Raw genomic sequence first — 18733 nt, 5'->3', positions numbered from 1 at the left:
TACATCGTTAGCGGGCCGTTTTCTTGGTGTAATTTCGGATTCAGCGCCAGCTATCGTTGCTCCCTTTGACCATGTTGAAACCCGTCGTCACTGTTCCTGTTTTTGCCGTGCATGGCCTGCTCGACGGCGCGCGCAGCAAAGGACTGGCCACCGAGTCCTGGCTGGATGGCGTTCTGGCGCAGGCCCGCATCGCCGAGTCGCTGCTGCATCTGGAGCAGTCGCGTGTGACCATAGAGCAATACATCGCACTCTTCAGTGCCGTGAAGAACAGCTTGGACGACGAATGCCTAGGCCATCTACACGGTCGGCCGTTGCGCTGCGGCAGCTTTGCGCTGATGGCTCGCTCTACGCTCGGGGCCAAGACGCTGGCAGCCGCCTTGCAGCGCGTGAGTGCATCCTTCGCCCTGCTGCAGGACGACGTGGCGCTTGTGCCCGTCTCTGATGGCTTGCTCAAGGGTGCTGCTCTGGACGTGCGCCACGCCCTGGGCAAACATTCAGACTTCCTGCACGGGCTGCTGTTGCGCGTTTTCTGGCGTCTGCTGGTATGGCTGCACGGCGGCCGACTGGTGCCCAGAGGGCTCGATTTTGCCTTCGAGCCACCGCCGCGTGCCGCAGACTATGCCCAAATCTTCTCGGGCACGTTGCGGTTCGGGCAGGCGCGGTCGGCGGTCTGGTTCGAGGCATCCGCATTCACGCAGCCGATGCGCCGTGACACCGCCGCGCTCCAGACCTTTTTGCGTGCCACACCGGGCAACCTGATCGGCCCGCGTCTAATCGAGCGGACAGCCAGCGCGCGGGTGCGCGCGCTATTGCAGCAAGCGTGCCCGGAGTGGCCCGATCTGACTGTCGCCGCGCAGCGCTTGCACATGTCGGTCAGCGCACTGCAGCGGCATCTGGCCGTGGAGGGCAAGTCCTTTCAGGTGCTGAAGGACGAGTTACGGCGCGACATGGCGATCGTTCGGTTGACCAGCACCGATGCCGCGCTGAGCGCCATCGCCGCCGAGTTGGGGTTCGCCGACGGCACCGCCTTCCAGCGGGCCTTCAAGTCATGGACCGGCAGCACGCCAGGCGTCTATCGTTCGCGCACCCAAAAAACGTAGCGCTGCTTCGACGCGGTCGCACTCAAAGCGACGAGCACAGATGCCCGCCATCCACTGGCACGCAGGCGCCGGTCATCCACGACCCGGCCTCGGTCGCGAACAGCAGGAACAGACCGTTGAGCTCCTCCGGCTTACCCAGGCGGCGCATCGGGATGCGCTTGATAAGCGCCTTGCCATGGTCGGTATCCCACATGGCATCGGTCATCTCGGTGTCGATGTAGCCCGGCTCGATGGCATTGACGCGAATGCCGTGGCGCGCCCATTCGAGCGCCAGGCTCTTGGTCATGTGCACGACTGCAGCCTTGGACGTGGCATACAGCATGGCGCCCGGCATCACGCGTTCGCCCAGGATCGATGCGATGTTGATGACTGAGCCTCCCCGCCCCGCATCCACCCAGCGCTGCGCGGCACGCGCGGCCACCAGCCACACGCCGCGCACGTTGGTCTCCATCAGCGAGTCGAAGTCGGACGCAGGCAGCGTGAGCGACAAGGCGTCGTTGGAAGCCCCGGCGTTGTTAACCACCACGTCGAGGATGGTGCCCGAGGCGTCTATCTCGGCGAAGGCGTCGTCGATGGACTGCTCGGAAGCCACATCCATTTCCAGCACCGTGACCTGAGGCGAACCGAGCTTTTCGAGTTCCTGGGCGAGTTTGTCGAGCCGCGCCTTGCGCCGCGCCCCAATCACTACCTTGGCCTTGCAACCAGCAGCCAGCCGAGCGAAGTTCTCGCCCAGGCCCGACGAGGCCCCCGTGACCAGCACCCGCTTGCCTGCCAGCATTGCACCCAGATCCATCATCGTCTCCTTGCATCTTCAGTTCGCCGTCGATGCCGGGAGGTTAGCGCAGGGCCGCTCGGCTGCGGGGTTGCCTCGCTCCCCCATCCGTCGAAAGAGGTGCCTTGTCAGTTGATCGAGACCATCCGTCATTGCCGCGCCAAGCACCGCTGCCTACGATTGCCTGTATGCCTTGGGTACCCTGAGCGCCGCACGAAAGCACGCCACGGTGTCGACGCTCCGGTCCCGATGGGCTGCGGCGTCTGGGGGCAGATTCAGGAGACGACAAGTGCTGCAACAGTCACCCATGGAATGGTCCATCGACCATGCGCCCATCGAGGGCAGGATAGATGCGACGGAAGCGATCCTCAAGGACTCCTTCCAGCGCTGGAGTCTTTCCTCCCCGGCGAAGCCTGCTGCATTCCAGGCGAAGTTGCGGCGACACGAACTCGCCGGAGCCTCCTTGGTATGCACCGTGACCGGTGCTTGCGTCGAGCAGTCTCCTCCTGGACATTCGTCATTCGACGATGAGTTCTGCCTGGGGCTGCAGCTGAACCTGAGCGGCCGAGTACAGTTGCAGCAGTGGGACACGCCAATCTGCGAGGGCGACATGTTCCTCTGGCGTACCGATCAGCGGCAAGACTATGAGGTGCTGGAACGAACCCACAGCGTGTCGTTGATGATTCCCTGGCAGCTCATGCGCGAGCATCTACCGGGCCGCAAGCAGCCGCCCGCAGCCTGCCGCATTGACAGTCACACAGGCGTGGGCTCACTGCTCAGCCAACACCTGATGGGGTTGGCAAAGGAGATCGGCGCCGTGCCGCCCTCCGCCCACGTCGCCCTTTGCCGCACGGTGATCGGGCTTCTGGACATTGCGCTGCCAGAGCCGGAGAGCGCCACTCGATTCACGGCCATGGCCGCGTTGCGCGAACGAGTACTTGCCTACATCGCCCAGCATTTTCAAGAGGATGACCTGAGTCCGGCACGCATCGCCGCGGCGCACGGTATTTCACTGCGTTACCTTCATGCGCTGTTTGCGCAGGGCGATACCACGGTGGTCGGCCACATCCTGGAAAGCCGATTGCAAGCGTGCTGGCGGACACTCGTTGACCCGGTCTGCCGGCATCTGCAGGTCTCGGCGATCGCCTTTCACTGGGGCTTCAACTCCACCAGCCATTTCTGCCGCGCATTCAAACAACGCTTTGGAGTGTCGCCCAGCGATGCACGCGGCATGACTGCTCACGGCTCCGCCATCGGCCCGGTCGAGTCAGCCGGGCTTTCCCTTGCACACGCAAAGTCAACTTGCCATGCACTGGCGGGCAAGACGCGCACGGGCTGAATGCCGACCATATGCCCTGGACAGACTGAGAACGCAGAGATTCGACGCTTCGCCCGCCCCGTTGTGGGTATGCGGGCATGACCCGGGGCCGCATCGCTGGCCAAGTTTTCAAACCTTCATCGTACAAACCTTCTGAGGAGCGCTCCCATGCTGCCGCAATTGCACCGTCAACCCTGGATGGACAGCGACATCGAGACCTTTCGCGACCAGGTGCGCCGCTACATCGCCGCCGAGATGGCTCCGCACCTGCCCGCTTGGCGCGAACAGGGCTACGTCCCGCGCGAGACCTGGCGGCCCTTCGGCGAGATGGGGTTCATGCTGCCCGAAATGCCCGAAGCCTACGGCGGCACCGGGGCCAGCATTGCCTACCAGCTGGTGGTACAGGATGAGTTGACCAGAGCGGAAATGCCCAACAACGTCCAGGTGAACAGCATCGCTGCGCACTACATCATGGACTACGGCACCGAGGAGCAGAAGCAGCGCTGGCTGCCCAAGCTGAGCAGCGGCGAGATGCTGCTCGGCATTGCGATGACCGAACCCGGCTGCGGGACGGACCTCAAGGCCATCGCCACCCGCGCGCGCCGTGATGGCGACCACTACGTGATCGACGGTGCCAAGACCTTCATCACCAACGGCTACACCTGCAATCTGCTGATTGTGGTCGCACGCACCGGCGAGGCGGGCAGCCGAGGCCTTTCGCTGATCGTGGTGGAGACCGAGAACCTGCCAGGGTTCCGCGTGGGCCGCCTGCTCGACAAGATCGGCCTGCATGCGTCGGACACCGCCGAACTCTTCTTCGACGGGGTGCGCGTGCCGGTCGATCAAGTCCTGGGGGGCGTCGAAGGGCTTGGTTTCAAGCAGTTGATGGGCCAGTTGCCCTACGAACGCATGACCATCGCCGTGCCTGCGGCGGCCATCATCGACCGGGCCCTGGAACTCACCGTCGAATACACGAAGGAGCGCAAGATTTTCGGCGCACCGCTGTTCGAGATGCAGACCACGCGCCACAAGCTGGCCGAGATCGCCACCACCGCTCACGTGGTGCGCACCTTCGTCAACGACTGCATCCAGCGGCTGCTGGACGGAAAGCTCGACGCCGAAGCCGCGTACATGGCCAAGTGGTGGTGCAGCGAGCAGCAGTGCCGCGTGGTGGACGAGTGCCTGCAGATGTTCGGCGGCTACGGCTACATGTACGAATACCCGATCGCGCGCATGTACACCACCTCGCGCGTGCAGAAGATCTACGGCGGCGCGAACGAGGTCATGAAAGAACTGATTGCGAGGAAGCTGTGAACGCCTCGCACATGCTGCAAAAGCCACTGCACGGCGTCCGTGTGGTGGAGTTCGAAGGGATCGGGCCGGGCCCGCTGGCCGCCATGATGCTGGCCGACATGGGTGCCGAGGTGATTGCGCTGACACGGGCCGAGCAGGCCGCCGGGGCGCAGCCGCTGGGCGGGGCGGCGGCCAACCCGCTGCACCGGGGCAAGACGGTCGAGATCACCGACCTGAAGTCGCCCGGCGGCAAGGCGCGCGCCCTGGATCTGATCGGCCAGTCCGACGTTCTGATCGAAGGCTTTCGCCCCGGCGTGATGGAACGGCTGGGGTTCGGCCCCGCCGAATGCGCGGCGCGCAACCCCAAGCTGGTCTATGGCCGGATGACGGGCTGGGGCCAGGACGGCCCGCTCTCCCGGGCCGCTGGCCACGACCTGAACTACGTGGCGCTGACGGGCCTGCTGTCGCTGTCGGCCCGCAAGGGGCAGATGCCCATCGTGCCGCCCTCGGTGCTCGGGGACGCGGCCGGGGCGCTGGGCATGGCCTTCGGTGTCGCCTGCGCGCTGGTCGATGCGCGCGGTAACGGTAGGGGCAGTGGCCGCGGCCGGGTCGTGGATGCCGCCATCATCGACATCGTGGCCATGATGGGCACGCTGGTGCATTGGATTCGCGCCAATGGGCAGATCGACGGCACGAAGCCGAGCCCGTTTCACGATTCGCCGTTCTATGACGTGTACGCCTGTGCCGACGGCGGCTTCATCAGCCTCGCGGTGGTGGAGCCCGCGTTCCACGCACTGCTGCTGTCGAAGCTGGGCCTGACGGACGTGAACCCTGCCGACCAGTACGACACGACGACGTGGCCAGCGCTGAAGGAGCGCATTGCGGCCCTCATCCGCAGCCAACCCAGGGCGCACTGGTGCGCGTTGCTCGAAGGCAGCGACGCCTGCTTCGCGCCCGTGCTCAGCCTGGCCGAGGCGGCGCGGCATCCGCACAACGCGGCACGGGGTATCTACCAGACCACCCCCTCCGGCGCCATCGAGGCGGCCCCGGCCCCACGGTTCCAGGCACTCAACGCAATTACTTAGGAGACCAGAAAATGACCAGCACCACCCAGCCCATCCGCGGCTGCCCGTCCACCACGGGCAACGAACGCCAGCTCAACACCACGACGCTGATCCGGCACGCCGCGCGCACCCACGGGGACCAGGAGATCGTCTACCGCACACCCGATGGCGGCTGGGATCGCTACACCTATGCCGACTGCTACGCGCGCGTCTGCCGCAGCGCCAATGCGCTGCGCGCGCTCGGTGTCGAGCCGGGCGACCGCGTCGGTGTGCTGGACTGGAACAGCCGGCGCCACTTCGAGCTGTACTGGTCCATCCCCGGCCTGGGCGCGGTCATGCTGCAGATGAATCTGCGCCTGGGCGCCGAGGACCTGGGCTACGTGGTCGGCCACAGCAAGGTGTCTTACGTTTGCGTGGACGAGTCCTTGCTGCCGATCGCCGAATCCGTCGCAGCGAACTCGCCCCAGATCAAGGGCTGGATCGTGATGACCGACAAGCCGCTGGACCAGATCAAGACCACGCTGAAACCGCTGCTGCACTACGAAGACCTGCTGGCCGCTGCTGATGCCAAGATCGACTGGCCCGAGATCGACGAAACCTCGGCTTACAGCGCCTGCTACACCACCGGCACCACGGGCAAACCCAAGGGCGTGTACTACTCGCACCGCGGCATCTACCTGCACTCCACGGGCATGGCCACCAACATGGGCATGACGCTGGACGACTGCGTCATGCTCATCACGCCCATGTTCCACGGGCAGTGCTGGGGCTTACCACAGGCCGCCACGCTGCTGGCCGACAAGATCGTGCTGCCGGGACGCTACGCTGCCGAGGACACCAAGCCGCTGGTCGACACCATGATTGCCGAGGGCGTGACCATCACCAACGGCGCACCGGCCATCTTCCAACCGATGCTGCAGTACATCGAGACGCTGCCGGTCAAGCCGGACTTCAGCCGCATGCGCATGCTGTCCGGCGCGAGCGAGCCGCCGCTGTCGATGATGATCGGCTTCCACGAACTCACGGGTGCCGAGGTGGTGCACGGCTACGGCGCCACCGAAGCCACGACGCTGGTGACCGTCAACCGCCTCAAGCCCACGTTGAGGAAGCGCTTGACTCAGGACGAGCGGTGGAATCTCAAGCGCAAGCAGGGCCTGGTCCTGACCGGCGTGGACATCCGCATCCTCGATGCCAACGACCAGGATCTGCCGCACGACGGCCAGTCGGCCGGCGAGATTTGCCTGCGCGGCCCCTGGATCACGACCAGTTACCACGACATGCCCGATTCGGGCGATCGCTTCCTGGAGGGCGGCTGGTGGCGCTCGGGCGATGTCGGCACGGTGGACGAGAACGGCTACCTCAAGGTTACCGACCGCATCAAGGACGTGATCAAGAGCGGTGGCGAATGGATCTCTTCCATCGACATGGAAAACCTGCTCATGGGCCACCCGGCCGTGCGCGACGCCGCGGTGGTCGGGGTTCCGCATCCGAAGTGGCAGGAGCGGCCGCTGGCCCTGGTGGTGCTGAGGCCCGGCCAGCAGGCGACCCAGGAGCAATTGCAGGAACACCTGACCAGCGCCTTCGCAAAGTGGCAGTTGCCGGATCAGATCCTGTTCGTCGAGACCATCCCCAAGACCAGCGTCGGCAAGATCGACAAGAAGCGCATCCGCGTCGAGCAGGCAGAGCGCTACGCCGCCTGAACGCCACTTTGCGTGACACCCAGTTTCTTACACAGGAGAACCAGATGAATGACCATGAACCCGTTATCGTCGGTGCGCTGCGCACCCCCGTGGGCAAGCGCGGCGGGCGCCTGCACAAGTGGCATCCCGTCGATCTGATGGCCGAGACGCTGCGCCAGTTGGTCGAGCGGTCCGGCGTCAACCCCGCCGATCTGGACGACGTGATCATCGGCTGCGTGCTGCAGTGGGACCAGCAGCACGGCAACCTGGGCCGACATGCCGTATTGGCGGCGGGGCTGCCCGAATCCGTGCCGGCGGTGACGGTCGATCGGCAATGCGGCTCGGGCCAGCAGGCGGTGAGTTTTGCCGTGCATGGCATCCAGGCGGGTGCCTACCAGTTGGCCATCGGCGGGGGGGTGGAGTCGATGTCGCAGGCGCCACTGCCGCCGTCGTTCAAGCCCGGCGCGCCGCTCGGTTCGCAATACAGCCCGCGCGAACTGGCGCGCTACCAGGACAACCCGCTGATACCGCAAGGCGTTTCGTCGGAGTTGCTGAACACGCGCTTCGGCCTCACGCGTGAAACCCTGGATGCCTCCGCAGTGCGGAGCCATAAGCGCGCCACCGAGGCGATTCAGGCCGGTCGCATCAAGGACCAACTGGTGCATCTGACCGAGGACCCGGCCGACCCGAACAGTCCGGTCGTCGCCGCCGACGAGGGCGTGCGCGCCAACCCCGACCCCGAAAAGATGGCCACGCTGAAAGCCGTGTTTGCCGCCAACGGCACCACCACCGCCGGCAACTCGTCGCAGGTCAGCGATGGTGCCGCCGCGCTGCTGATCGCCAGCCGCGCCTATGCCAAGAAGCATGGCCTGAAGCCGCGTGCGCGCTTCGTCAGCACGGCAGTGGCCGCCGCCGACCCGGTGATCCAGTTCACCGCCGTGCTCGACTCCACCCGCAAGGCACTGAAGGAATCGGGCCTGACCATCAACGACATCGACCTGTTCGAGGTCAACGAGGCTTTCGGCGGCGTACCGCTGATGTTCCAGCAGGAGTTCGGCATCCCGGACGACCGCCTCAACGTCAATGGCGGCTCGATGGCCATCGGCCATCCGCTGGGCTCCACCGGCGCGCGCATGCTCACCGACCTGCTGTATGAACTGGAGCGCCGGGGCGGCCGCTATGGCCTGCAGACCATCTGCGAGGCTTCGGGCACGGCCAACACCACCATCATCGAGCGGCTTGCATGAGCGGGGCCACCATGAGCGAAGCCAGTGAAGTGCTCGTGAGCCGTGACGGCGCCGTCGTCACCCTGACCATCAACCGCCCGCGTGCGAAGAACAGCCTGAACCGCGCGGTATTCGATGGCCTGCGCGCGCAGCTTGCGCAACTGCGCGACGACGATGCCGTGCGAGCCGTCATCATCACCGGCGCCGAGGACGTGTTTTGCGCGGGCGCCGACATCACGGCCTTTGAAGTGCTGCGTGCCGCGCCGCTGCTGGGCGACCGCTCGGCAACGGGCTGGGACTTTTTTGCGGCGCTGGGGCGCTTCCCCAAGCCCGTCATCGCGGCGGTGGAAAAGGTCGCGCTGGGCGGCGGCATGGAACTGGCGCTGGCCTGCGACATCGTGATTGCTGGCGAGTCCGCCAAGTTCGGCGTGCCGGAAGTCAAGCTGGGCGCCATTCCCGGTGCCGGCGGCACCCAGCGCCTGGTTCACGCCATCGGCAAGTCCAAGGCCATGGCGCTGCTGCTGACCGGCGATTTCATGGACGCCCGCAAGGCATGCGACGTTGGCATCGTCGCCGAAGTGACGGCTGATGGCCAGGCCCTGCCGACGGCGCTGGCGATGGCCTGCCGGATTGCGGCCAATTCGCCGCTGGCCGTGGCGCTGGCGAAAGATGCGGCCCTGGCCAGCTTTGAAACCCCGCTCGCGCAGGGCCTGGAGCATGAGAAGCGCAATTTCGTTGTCGCTTTGCGTTCGGCCGACAACCTCGAAGGGCAAGCGGCATTCCTGGGCAAGCGCACCCCCAAATTCACCGGCCAATAACGCCTGTCTGTCATCTTCAAGGAAAAACCATGCAACTCAATTCCGACATTTCTGCCGTCATCACCGGGGGGGCTTCCGGCCTGGGGGCCGCCACGGCCCGGCGTTTGGCCAGCCATGGCGTCAAGGTCGCCATCTTCGACATGAACGAAGCCGTCGGCCAGGCGTTGGCCAGCGAGCTTGGCGGTGTTTACTGCAACGTGGACGTGACGTCCGAGGAGCAGGTGGACGCGGCCTTCGCCAAAGCCCGTGCCGCGATCGGGCAGGAACGCATTCTGGTCAACTGCGCCGGCACGGCCGACGCCGTCAAGACCGTCAGTCGCGACCGGAAAACGGGCGAGATCCGCCCGAGTGCGGTGGATCGCTTCAACCGCATCGTGCAGATCAACCTGGTGGGCACGTTCCGCTGCATTGCCAAATCGACGGCGGGCATGCTGGCGCTGGAACCGCTGGCCGACGGCGACCGCGGCGTCGTGGTCAACACCGCTTCGGCCGCTGCGGTGGACGGCCAGGTCGGCCAGGCCAGCTATGCCGCCAGCAAGGCCGCCGTCATGGGCATGACCTTGCCGATCGCACGCGACCTGATGGACGAAGGCGTTCGCGTCAACACCATCCTGCCGGGGATCTTCGGCACCCCCTTGCTGCTGGCCCTGCCGGACAACGTCAAGCAGGCGCTGGCGGCCAGCGTGCCCTTTCCCAAGCGTTTGGGCGACCCCGATGAATTCGCGCAGGCCGTCGAGTTTCTGGTCACTTGCGGCTACATGAACGCTGAGTCCATCCGCGTGGATGGGGCCCTCCGCATGGCGCCGCGCTGACGCCTTGAACCCTCGAAGAGCTGCGCATGATGTCGTCAACCCGAGAAAGCCACGCAACGGGAGCCTGGAATGTCAGGGGGTCGGCCACGGGTGCCTGCAAGTCATGGCGTGATGTCGATCCGCAGCTCGGCAGGAGCGTCATTCGCCATGATTGACCTGCATTACGCACCGACACCCAACGGCTGGAAGATCTCCATCCTGCTGGAGGAACTCGGACTTCCCTATACGGTGACTCCGGTCAACATCCGCGCTGGCGAGCAATTCAGGCCGGAATTTCTGGCGATCAGCCCGAACAACCGCATTCCGGCCATAGTGGACCATGCGCCGCTCGACGGCGGCGGCCCGCTTTCGGTGTTCGAGACCGGCGCCATCCTGGTCTATCTGGCCCAGAAAACCAACCGCTTCCTGCCCACGGATCTGCGCGGCTTCACCCAAACCATGCAATGGGTGATGTGGCAGGTGAGCGGACTGGGGCCCATGCTCGGCCAGCATGGTCACTTTGCGCTGTATGCGCAGGAAAAGATCGCCTACGCGATTGAGCGTTACCGCGACGAAGCGGCACGGCTGTATCGCGTGCTCGATACCCAGCTCGGCAAGACCGGCGCCTATGTCGCTGGCACCGAGTACGGCATCGCCGACATCGCTTGCTTTCCCTGGACCATGACCCACAAGGCCCAAGGCTTCACGCTCGACGACTTTCCCCACCTCAAGCGCTGGTACGCCAGCGTGCGCGGCCGGCCCCAGGTGCAAGCGGGGCTGGCGGTCGGCAAATTCGAGCAAGAGCCGCTGGACGACGAAGCGAGAAAGAACATGTTCGGCCACAAGGCCAGGGAGCTGGCGGAACGGAGCGCCATTCCGGGGCGCGAGTAGCGCGATTCCGGAATCCAGTGACGCCCCAAAAACACAGGAAACACCATGATCGAATTCTTCTTCGACTGCTCCAGCCCCTGGACTTATCTCGCCTTTCATAACATCCAGCCGCTCGCCAAGGAGCTTGACGTTGAGATCACATGGCGGCCGATCCTGGTCGGCGGCATCTTCAACACCATCAATCCCACCGTCTATGCCTCGCGCGAGACGCCGGTGCCGCAGAAGGCCCGCTACCTGAAAAAGGACCTAGCGGATTGGGCCCGCTCGACGGGGCTTGCGATCAAGATGCCGCCGACGGTGTTTCCCGTCAACAGCGTGAAGGCGATGCGCGGCTGCATCTGGCTCGGCAACGACATGGCGCCGTTTGCCCGCGCCATATTTGAAGCCTATTGGGGCGACGACCAGGACATCTCGCAGGACGCGGTGCTGGCGCAGGTGTGCCAGCGCGTTGGCATCGAGCCCGCCCAATTCTTTGCAGGCATCGGCGAGCAGGCGATCAAAGACCAGCTCAGGGCCAACACCGATGAGGTGGTCGCGCGCGGCGGCTTTGGCTCACCGACCATCTTCGTGGACAAGACGGACATGTATTTCGGCAACGACCGCATGCCGCTGATCCGCGAAGCCGTGCTGCGCTTGCAAGGGAAGGCGGCCTGATGCCGCAGGCCAGGGTTCACCCATCCATCCATTCATCTCACCACCACCACAGGAGACACCATGCAAAAAAGACAATTCATCACCATGCTTTCCGGCGCCATGCTGACCGGCGTTTCTGGCCTGGTCCGCGCGCAGGGCGCGGGCACCCCGGGCGTGACGGATCGCGAGATCAAGATCGGCTCGACCGGACCGCTCAGCGGCCCGGCCGCAGGCTATGGCATCGTCGGCAAGACCATGTCTGCATGGTTTGACCTGGTCAACGCCGAGGGCGGCGTGAATGGGCGCCAGCTCAAGCTGGTGCTGGCCGACGATGGCTACAGCCCGCCGAAAACCCTGGAGCAATCGCGCCGCCTGGTGGAGCGCGATCAGGTGGCTTTTCTCGCGGCGCAGATAGGCTCGTCCACTGGGCTGGCGTCGCGCAGCTATCTCAACAACGCCAAAGTACCGCAACTCTTCGTTTCGTCCGGCTCCGCCACGTGGCTGGATGATGCGGCTAAGTTCCCCTGGAGCATGGGCTGGCTGCCCCTGTACACCGACGAAGGGCGCATCCTGGCCAGGCACATCCTGCAGACGCGGCCCAACGCGAAGATCGCCATGTTCTACCAGAACGACGACGCCGGCAAGGATGTGCTGCGTGGCGTGAAGGAGGTTCTGGCTGCCGCCGGGAAGAAGCTCATCAGCGAAGAGTCGCATGAGGTGTCGGATCCGACGGTGGACTCGCAGATCGTCTCCATGCATGCCTCGGGCGCGGACGTGCTGGTGGCGTGGGGTTCGCCCAAAGCCACCCTCCAGTCGCTGCGCAAGACCCACGACATCGGCTGGCGCCCGGCCATCTACATCAACCCGAGCGCATCTTCGGTGCCCGCGGTGCTGACTCCGGTGGGGCTGGACAAGGTCAAGGGCATCATGAGCGCCGCGTTCCTCAAGGATCCGAGCGATCCGACCTGGAAGAACGACCCTGGTGTCCTGGCCTGGCATGCCTTCATGGACAAATACAACAAAGGCGCGGCCAAGGAATACCTCACCGTGCTCGGTGCCTGCCTTGGGCAAGTGACAGTGCAGTTGCTCAAGCAGTGCGGCAACGACCTCTCGCGCGAGAACATCATGCGGCAGTCGCGCCGCCTGGACATGGATTTGCCCATGATGCTGCCGGGCCTGCGTGTCAAGACCAGCGACGCCCGCCCTCACCCGATACCGGACATGCGCATCCAGCAGTTCGACGGCACGAGCTGGAAGGTGATGCCGTCCTGACGGGGCGAGCGCAGCGATGGAACCCATTCTTTCCGTACGCGACCTGACGATCCGCTTCGGCGGTGTCGTCGCGCTGGACGCCTTCTCGATGGACGTGCCCGAGGGCTGCATCTTCGGCCTGATCGGGCCGAACGGCGCTGGCAAGACGACCTGCTTCAACTGCATCAGCGGCCTGTACCGGCCCACCCACGGCAGCGTGCGCTTCGGCCAGGCCGAGTTGACGCGCCTGCCGCGCCACGGCGTGGCACGGCTGGGTCTGAGCCGCACCTTCCAGAACGTGGCGCTCTACCCCTCGCTCACGGTGCGCGAAAACGTGATGGTGGGTGCGCACGCGCGGCTGCCGGTGTCGATGCTGGGTGCCGCGCTGCGCTCGCGCGCCGTCCGTGCCGCCGAGGAAGAAATCGCGCACTCGGCTGACGCGGCCCTGGCCACGCTGCGGCTGTCTGACTATGCCGACCGGGGCGTGGCGGAACTGCCAGTGGGCATCCAGCACCGCGTGGAAATCGCGCGGGCGCTGGTGACGCGGCCCAAGCTGCTGCTGCTCGACGAGCCCGCCGCTGGCCTCACCGCTGGCGAGGTCGATGAACTGCGCGACGTGCTGCTGCGCCTGCACGAGGAATTGAAGCTGACCATGGTGGTCGTGGAGCACAACATGCGCTTCGTGATGAAGACCTGCTCCGACCTCGCGGTACTGAGCTTTGGCCGCAAGCTCGCCCAGGGCTCGCCCGAGGAAGTGGCCAACAACGACGCCGTGCTCGATGCCTATCTGGGAGGTGTGCTGTGACCCAACGGCTTGAAATCCGCAACCTCGCGGTGGCCTACGGCCGAACGGCGGTGGTGCATGGCATCGACCTGCACGTGCAGGCCGGCGAGATGGTGGCGCTGCTCGGCGCCAACGGCGCGGGCAAGACCTCCATCCTGCGCGCCATCAGCCACCAGCAGGTGACTGCCAAGGGCACGCTGCGCTTCGAGGGCCAGGACATCATCGACATGGCCGCGCCCGCCATCGCCTCGCTGGGCATCGCCCACGTGCCCGAAGGGCGCGGCACCTTTGGCGACCTGACGGTGCTGGAGAACCTGCGCGTGGGCGCCATCCACCGCCGCGACAAGGACGGCATCGAGCAGGACATCGCCCGGATGCAGACGCTGTTTCCCAAGCTGTCCAGCCGCGCGAAGCAAGCGGCGGGCACGCTCAGCGGCGGCGAGCAGCAGATGCTGGCCATCGCGCGCGCGCTGATGATGCGCCCCAAGATGCTGCTGCTGGACGAGCCTTCGTTCGGCATCGCGCCGCGCGTGACGCAGGAGATCTACGAACTCCTGCACCAGTTGCGCGAAACCGAGCACCTCACGGCGCTCATCGTGGAGCAGAACGCCCAGGTCGCGCTGAACCTAGTCAACCGGGCCTATGTGCTCGAAAGCGGGCGCGTCACTGCCCAGGGCACCGCAGCCGAGCTGCGCGAAGACGACGCCGTGCGCCGCAGCTACCTCGGCCACTGATCAAAAAGAGGTTCATCACCATGCAAGCATTCCTTCACCAGATAGCTTCGGGCCTGGCGGCGGGCGGCATCTATGCCAGCCTCGCCATCGCGCTCGTGCTCATCTATCGCTGCACTTCGTCCGTCAACTTCGCGCAGGGCGAACTGGCGATGTTCTCCACCTATATGAGCTGGGCGTTGGTTCAGGCGGGCGCATCATGGTGGGTGGCCTTCGCCGTTGTGGTCGTGGGTTCCTTCCTGCTCGGGCTGGCGCTGGAGCGGGTCATCTTCCAGCCCCTGCGGCACAAGCCGGTGCTCTCGGTCGTGGCGGCCAGCATCGCGCTGCTCATCATCTTGAACAGCCTGGTCGGCTGGCTGTTCGGGCATGAGATGCTGGAGTTCGCCACGCCGTTCGGTGGAGTCCTCAGCCGTGCCGAACCCTATCTGTCGGCCCACGAGGTCGGCGTTCTGCTCGTCACCCTGGCCGAACTGGCGGCGGTATTCGCGTTCTTCCGCTTCACCCGGTTCGGCCTGGCGATGCGTGCGGTGGCGGTGAACGCGCCGTCGGCGGAACTGTCGGGCATCAGCACCAACAAGGTGCTGGCCGTGGGCTGGGGTCTTGCAGCGGTGGCCGGTGCCGTGGCGGGGCTGATGGCCGCGCCCATCGTGTTCCTGGAGCCGTCGATGATGATGGGGCCGCTGATCTACGCACTGGCGGGCGCGCTGCTGGGCGGCATCGCCAGCCCTGTGGGCGCCGTGGCCGGGGGCTTCGCCGTCGGGGTACTGGAGAACCTGCTGGGCGCCTACGTGGTCGGCAACGACCTGAAACTGACCTGCATCATGCTGTTGATCATCGCGATGCTGGTCTTGCGGCCCGCCGGTATCTTCGGCAAGACGGCCCAGGTGAGGGTGTGAGCATGAGTACCATGAGCGCCCCACTCAACATCCGCCCGGTGGCATCGCCCACCTGGTTGCGCTGGACGGCCTCGGTGGTCGGGCTCGCGCTGCTGGCCTGGTCCTTTAGTTGGCAAAGTTATCCGTTGTACGTGATGACGCAGGTGCTGATCTATGGCATCGCCATCATGGGCCTGAACCTGCTCACCGGCTACACGGGCCAGATCTCGCTCGGCCACAGCGCCTTCTTCGCCATCGGTGCCTATACCGCGGCGGTGCTCTCGCATCACCTGGGCTGGCCGTTCTACGTGGGCGTGCCGGTGGCGGCGCTGTTGTGCTTCGTGGCGGGTTTCCTCTTCGGCTTCCCGGCGCTGCGGCTGCCCATGCTTTATCTGGCGCTGTCCACCTTCGCGGTGGCGGTGGTGACACCGCAGGCGCTCAAGTGGAAAAAGATCGAGTGGCTGACCGGTGGCGTGGCGGGGATCGTCCTGGAAAAACCTGTGTTCCCAGGGGTGCTGGCCGACCGGGCGGACTGGGCCATCATGGCCTGCGTTGCGGCCTGCGCGCTCTGCGCCTTCCTGCTGGCGCGGCGGATTCTCGGCTCGCAGTTCGGCCGCCTGGTGGACGCCTCGCGCGACCAGCCGCTCGCGGCGGCGGCGGGCGGACTCGACATCACCGCCCTGCGCACGCAGATGTTCGGCCTCAGCGCGGCGTTCACCGGCCTGGCCGGTGCCCTGAGCGTGGTGGCGGGCCAGTTCGTCGCGCCCGAGAACTTTCCCTTCCTGCTCTCGGTGTCCCTGCTGGTGGGCAGCTTCGTGGGCGGGGTGCGCAGCCTGTGGGGCGCCTTCCTGGGGGCTGCCTTCATCGTGCTCACGCCCAACCTGGCCGAGAGCGTGTCGCAATCCGCGCCGTGGATGATCTTCGGCTTCGCACTGCTCGCGGTGGTCTTCCTGGCCCCTAATGGCTTGAGCGGCTGGATCACCAGCCTCTGGCGCAGGCGTGCAAATTCCTCATCCGCCCAGTCTTAGACGCTTTCCATGCAGCCCGTCTTCGTCGCTGGCACGGGCATGACCCGTTTCGGCAAGCACATTGACTGCGGTCTCAAATCGCTCGCCGCCGAGGCGATTGGCGAAGCCATTGCCGATGCAGGCATCACCCCGTCCCAGCTGCAGGCCGCCGACATGGGCAACGCCGCTGCTGGTGTCATGGCCGACCAGGTGCTGATCCCCGGACAGGTGGCGCTGCGCGGCATGGGCATCGGGCGCATTCCGGTCGTCAACATCGAGAACGCTTGTAGACGCATCCTTGCAGTGGGTGCTCGATATGCTGCTGGCTTCAGATAACAGATAAGCCCTGTTGCCGTCGGATTTGCCAGGATACGCGGCCGTCATGTACCTGCGCAGAAATCGGCATACCGAGTCGTTGTTCGATGACAGGCCTCCATGGCACCAGGCTGAACCCCATGCCATCATCGAGCATGGCGTAGCGCCCGCTGGCCAGCATGACGCTGCGGCGGTAGATACCCGCCACGCGCTGGCCATCGGCCACGGGCCGGTGCTCCAGGCCAGTTTCGGCGGCCAAGTCCTTCGCGGCATGCGCTACATCCCGGCTGCGCAGCATTGCCAGCAGATTGCGCGCCAGGATGACGCGTTGGCCGCGCCGCTCGGCCAGCCCCTGTTCGGCCAGGAAGTCGGTGCGCTGTTGCATTGCCTGCTTGGCCTCGCCGCCAAAGCCCAGGTCGCCCAGGCCAGAGCCACCGCCGATCAACTGCTGGTCAAGCCAGGTGGCCCCGATCACGCGGGCCTGCCGCTCGATGGGCAGGTGCGATTTCAGCTCCACGGCCACGCCGCCCAGGCGCTGCGCGTCGTAGCGACGGCCCTGATCGGGCAGGTCGCCCGGCACCTTCCATAGCCCTTCGGCCACGCGCTCCACGATGCCTGCCCGGCGCAGGGCTTCCAAGCGCCGGACGTGGGCCGCGACGACTTCCTGCGGATCGCGGCCCGGTACGGCCTGGCCCTGCGCGATAGCAAGGTGGTGGTCGGTGCGGTACAGGCCATCGCTCGCCAGCACGGCGATGTTCTTGTCAGCCGCGCGCACGTCGGCCGATCCCTTCACCTCCACCACGGCGCCGGTGGGATAGTTCGCCAGCTCGTCGCGGGTGTTGAGCGCGACGTAGTGGGCCTTGCCGTCCACCCCGTCGATGACCAGATAGCCGCGGTCGCGCAGCTCGTCGGCCAGCCCCTTCGCGGCCACGCGGCCGAGAATGGTTCGGCTATCGTCGCCCGGCTCGAACACCGCCAGTTCGCGCGGCTCGCCGCGCATGGCACGCTGCATGGTGCGGATGATGTCGCCACGCTCGCCCAGGGCGCGCAAGGTCTTCTCGGCATCGGCATGGACGGCCCAGGTGCCCGGCTGCGCCTCGTCGGCCAGTCCCAGGCGCTGCAAGCGTTGCAGGCGGCCGATCAGCAGCAGGCGTTGGCGTTGCAGCTTCGGTTCGTTGAAGCGTTCGATCTGCACCCGGCCGTCTTCGCCGGCCTCGCGTTGCAGCGTGCGATCCAGGCTCGTCCACCGCTCCTGCTCCACCTCGCGTTGCAAGGTCTGCTGGATCTCCAGTTCGGTGCGCGGCCCCAGCCATTCGGTCGCCAGTTCAGCGGCACGATGGCGGAATCCATCAGCGATGTAGTCGCCGGCGATGATGAGGTCTTTGCCGGTGTCGTCGCGCCCGCGCACGATCAAATGCGTGTGGGGGTTGTCGGTGTTCCAGTGATCCACCGCCACCCAATCCAGCCGCGTGCCCAAGTCAGCTTCCATGCGGTTCATCAGATGCCGCGTGTAGGTGCGCAGGTCGTCCAGTTCGGCCCCGTCCTCGGGCGAGACGATGAAGCGGAAATGGTGCCGGTCGTCGGCGCAGCGTTCCTTGAAAGCATCCAGATCGGCTTCGTCGGTCTGCGGCCCATAGGCCCGGCCTGGCTCGCCATCACGGCCCACACCATCGCGCTCGATGTAGCGCAGGTGCTTGGCGAGCGATTGCGGGCTGGCCCGCTGCTGGTTGACCAGCAAGGTTTTGATAGTCACACGCCGCGACATGGGCGTGAGCTTCGCGCCCGCAAACCGCGCCGCCGTATGGCCGCGCCCCAGGCGTGAGCCGGGCCGCTGGCCGGTGGCCTTGCCGCCGATGGCCGATGCCGGACGGCGCACCGAGGACTTGCCGCCACTGGCCTTGCCGGCCTGCTGGAGCACCTTGGAAACGAAGCCCTGGCCGCGGTTTTTTGGAGCGCTGGGGCGGATGCGGAAATCGTCGTCGCGGCGGTTGATCATGACTTCTCTCCCTGAAAGCTGGGGCGTAGTCCGTCGTGCGAAGCACGCGGACAAGCCCATATCGACGCGGGCCACGCGCCACAAGCAGCACGGCGGCGAAGCCGCTGCGTGCCGCGCCGCCCCCACGTGCAGACAGGCTTTCGACGCGGCCCGGTGCCGCGTCCTTTTGTCTTGCCTTCCGCATTTGCC

General features: G+C 65.8%; 18 protein-coding genes. 16 read left to right on the top strand and 2 right to left on the bottom strand.

Going from position 1 to position 18733, the window contains the following annotated elements:
- The first annotated feature begins 71 nt into the window (after positions 1–71).
- The gene (locus FZ983_RS32845; RefSeq protein ID WP_016452525.1) at positions 72–1100 is read left to right on the top strand and encodes an AraC family transcriptional regulator; all 1029 of its coding nucleotides are present in this window, start codon (positions 72–74) and stop codon (positions 1098–1100) included.
- A gap of 22 nt (positions 1101–1122) precedes the next feature.
- On the opposite strand, the gene FZ983_RS32840 is transcribed toward FZ983_RS32845, so the two are convergent.
- The gene (locus tag FZ983_RS32840; protein ID WP_017405983.1) at positions 1123–1896 is read right to left on the bottom strand and encodes an SDR family oxidoreductase; all 774 of its coding nucleotides are present in this window, start codon (positions 1894–1896) and stop codon (positions 1123–1125) included.
- 265 nt (positions 1897–2161) lie between these two features.
- Here FZ983_RS32840 and FZ983_RS32835 point away from each other — a divergent pair, with 265 nt between their 5' ends.
- The 15 genes from FZ983_RS32835 (at position 2162) to FZ983_RS32765 (ending at position 16569) form a co-directional block, all read left to right on the top strand.
- Positions 2162–3211 carry a helix-turn-helix domain-containing protein gene (locus FZ983_RS32835; protein ID WP_016452527.1) on the top strand — a complete coding sequence of 350 codons (1050 nt, stop codon included), beginning with the start codon at positions 2162–2164 and terminating at the stop codon, positions 3209–3211.
- Positions 3212–3358: 147 nt separating this feature from the next.
- Complete coding sequence (locus FZ983_RS32830; RefSeq protein WP_016452528.1) at positions 3359–4504, top strand: acyl-CoA dehydrogenase family protein; 1146 nt, start codon at positions 3359–3361, stop codon at positions 4502–4504.
- The gene (locus FZ983_RS32825; protein WP_017405986.1) at positions 4501–5568 is read left to right on the top strand and encodes a CaiB/BaiF CoA-transferase family protein; all 1068 of its coding nucleotides are present in this window, start codon (positions 4501–4503) and stop codon (positions 5566–5568) included. Before FZ983_RS32830 ends, FZ983_RS32825 begins: the two co-directional genes overlap by 4 nt.
- Before the next feature lie 11 nt (positions 5569–5579).
- Positions 5580–7247 (top strand): long-chain fatty acid--CoA ligase, encoded by a 1668-nt coding sequence (locus tag FZ983_RS32820; RefSeq protein WP_017405987.1) that lies wholly within the window; start codon positions 5580–5582, stop codon positions 7245–7247.
- Positions 7248–7291: 44 nt separating this feature from the next.
- The gene (locus FZ983_RS32815; RefSeq protein ID WP_017405988.1) at positions 7292–8473 is read left to right on the top strand and encodes a thiolase family protein; all 1182 of its coding nucleotides are present in this window, start codon (positions 7292–7294) and stop codon (positions 8471–8473) included.
- Between the two features lie 11 nt (positions 8474–8484).
- Positions 8485–9270: an enoyl-CoA hydratase-related protein gene (locus tag FZ983_RS32810; protein ID WP_223301378.1), complete on the top strand. Its 786-nt coding sequence runs from the start codon at positions 8485–8487 to the stop codon at positions 9268–9270.
- 29 nt (positions 9271–9299) lie between these two features.
- A complete protein-coding gene (locus FZ983_RS32805) occupies positions 9300–10082 on the top strand; it encodes an SDR family NAD(P)-dependent oxidoreductase (protein WP_026062537.1) in 783 nt (260 codons plus the stop codon).
- 147 nt (positions 10083–10229) lie between these two features.
- Positions 10230–10952, top strand: a complete 723-nt coding sequence (locus FZ983_RS32800; RefSeq protein ID WP_017405991.1) for a glutathione binding-like protein — start codon at positions 10230–10232, stop codon at positions 10950–10952.
- Positions 10953–10997: 45 nt separating this feature from the next.
- Positions 10998–11606: a 2-hydroxychromene-2-carboxylate isomerase gene (locus FZ983_RS32795; protein ID WP_017405992.1), complete on the top strand. Its 609-nt coding sequence runs from the start codon at positions 10998–11000 to the stop codon at positions 11604–11606.
- 60 nt (positions 11607–11666) lie between these two features.
- Complete coding sequence (locus FZ983_RS32790; RefSeq protein ID WP_017405993.1) at positions 11667–12857, top strand: ABC transporter substrate-binding protein; 1191 nt, start codon at positions 11667–11669, stop codon at positions 12855–12857.
- Positions 12858–12873: 16 nt separating this feature from the next.
- Positions 12874–13641 carry an ABC transporter ATP-binding protein gene (locus tag FZ983_RS32785; protein ID WP_017405994.1) on the top strand — a complete coding sequence of 256 codons (768 nt, stop codon included), beginning with the start codon at positions 12874–12876 and terminating at the stop codon, positions 13639–13641.
- Positions 13638–14354, top strand: a complete 717-nt coding sequence (locus tag FZ983_RS32780) for an ABC transporter ATP-binding protein (RefSeq protein WP_026062538.1) — start codon at positions 13638–13640, stop codon at positions 14352–14354. The genes FZ983_RS32785 and FZ983_RS32780 overlap by 4 nt, the downstream gene beginning before the upstream one ends.
- A 20-nt stretch (positions 14355–14374) precedes the next feature.
- Positions 14375–15247, top strand: a complete 873-nt coding sequence (locus tag FZ983_RS32775) for a branched-chain amino acid ABC transporter permease (RefSeq protein WP_016452539.1) — start codon at positions 14375–14377, stop codon at positions 15245–15247.
- Between the two features lie 2 nt (positions 15248–15249).
- A complete protein-coding gene (locus FZ983_RS32770; protein WP_026062539.1) occupies positions 15250–16254 on the top strand; it encodes a branched-chain amino acid ABC transporter permease in 1005 nt (334 codons plus the stop codon).
- 9 nt (positions 16255–16263) lie between these two features.
- Entirely contained in the window at positions 16264–16569 is a 306-nt protein-coding gene (locus tag FZ983_RS32765; protein ID WP_017405997.1) for a hypothetical protein, read from the top strand.
- Here FZ983_RS32765 and FZ983_RS32760 read toward each other — a convergent pair.
- Positions 16562–18544, bottom strand: coding sequence for a relaxase/mobilization nuclease and DUF3363 domain-containing protein (locus FZ983_RS32760; protein WP_035884628.1), 1983 nt, complete (start codon positions 18542–18544; stop codon positions 16562–16564). The genes FZ983_RS32765 and FZ983_RS32760 overlap by 8 nt on opposite strands.
- Positions 18545–18733 lie beyond the last annotated feature (189 nt).

Origin of the sequence: Azospirillum sp. B21, from assembly GCF_008364825.1 — a bacterium.
In the GTDB taxonomy this organism is placed as follows: domain Bacteria; phylum Pseudomonadota; class Alphaproteobacteria; order Azospirillales; family Azospirillaceae; genus Azospirillum.
Note: the sequence above shows the minus strand (reverse complement) of the source record. Positions and strands in the feature narration are given on the sequence as shown.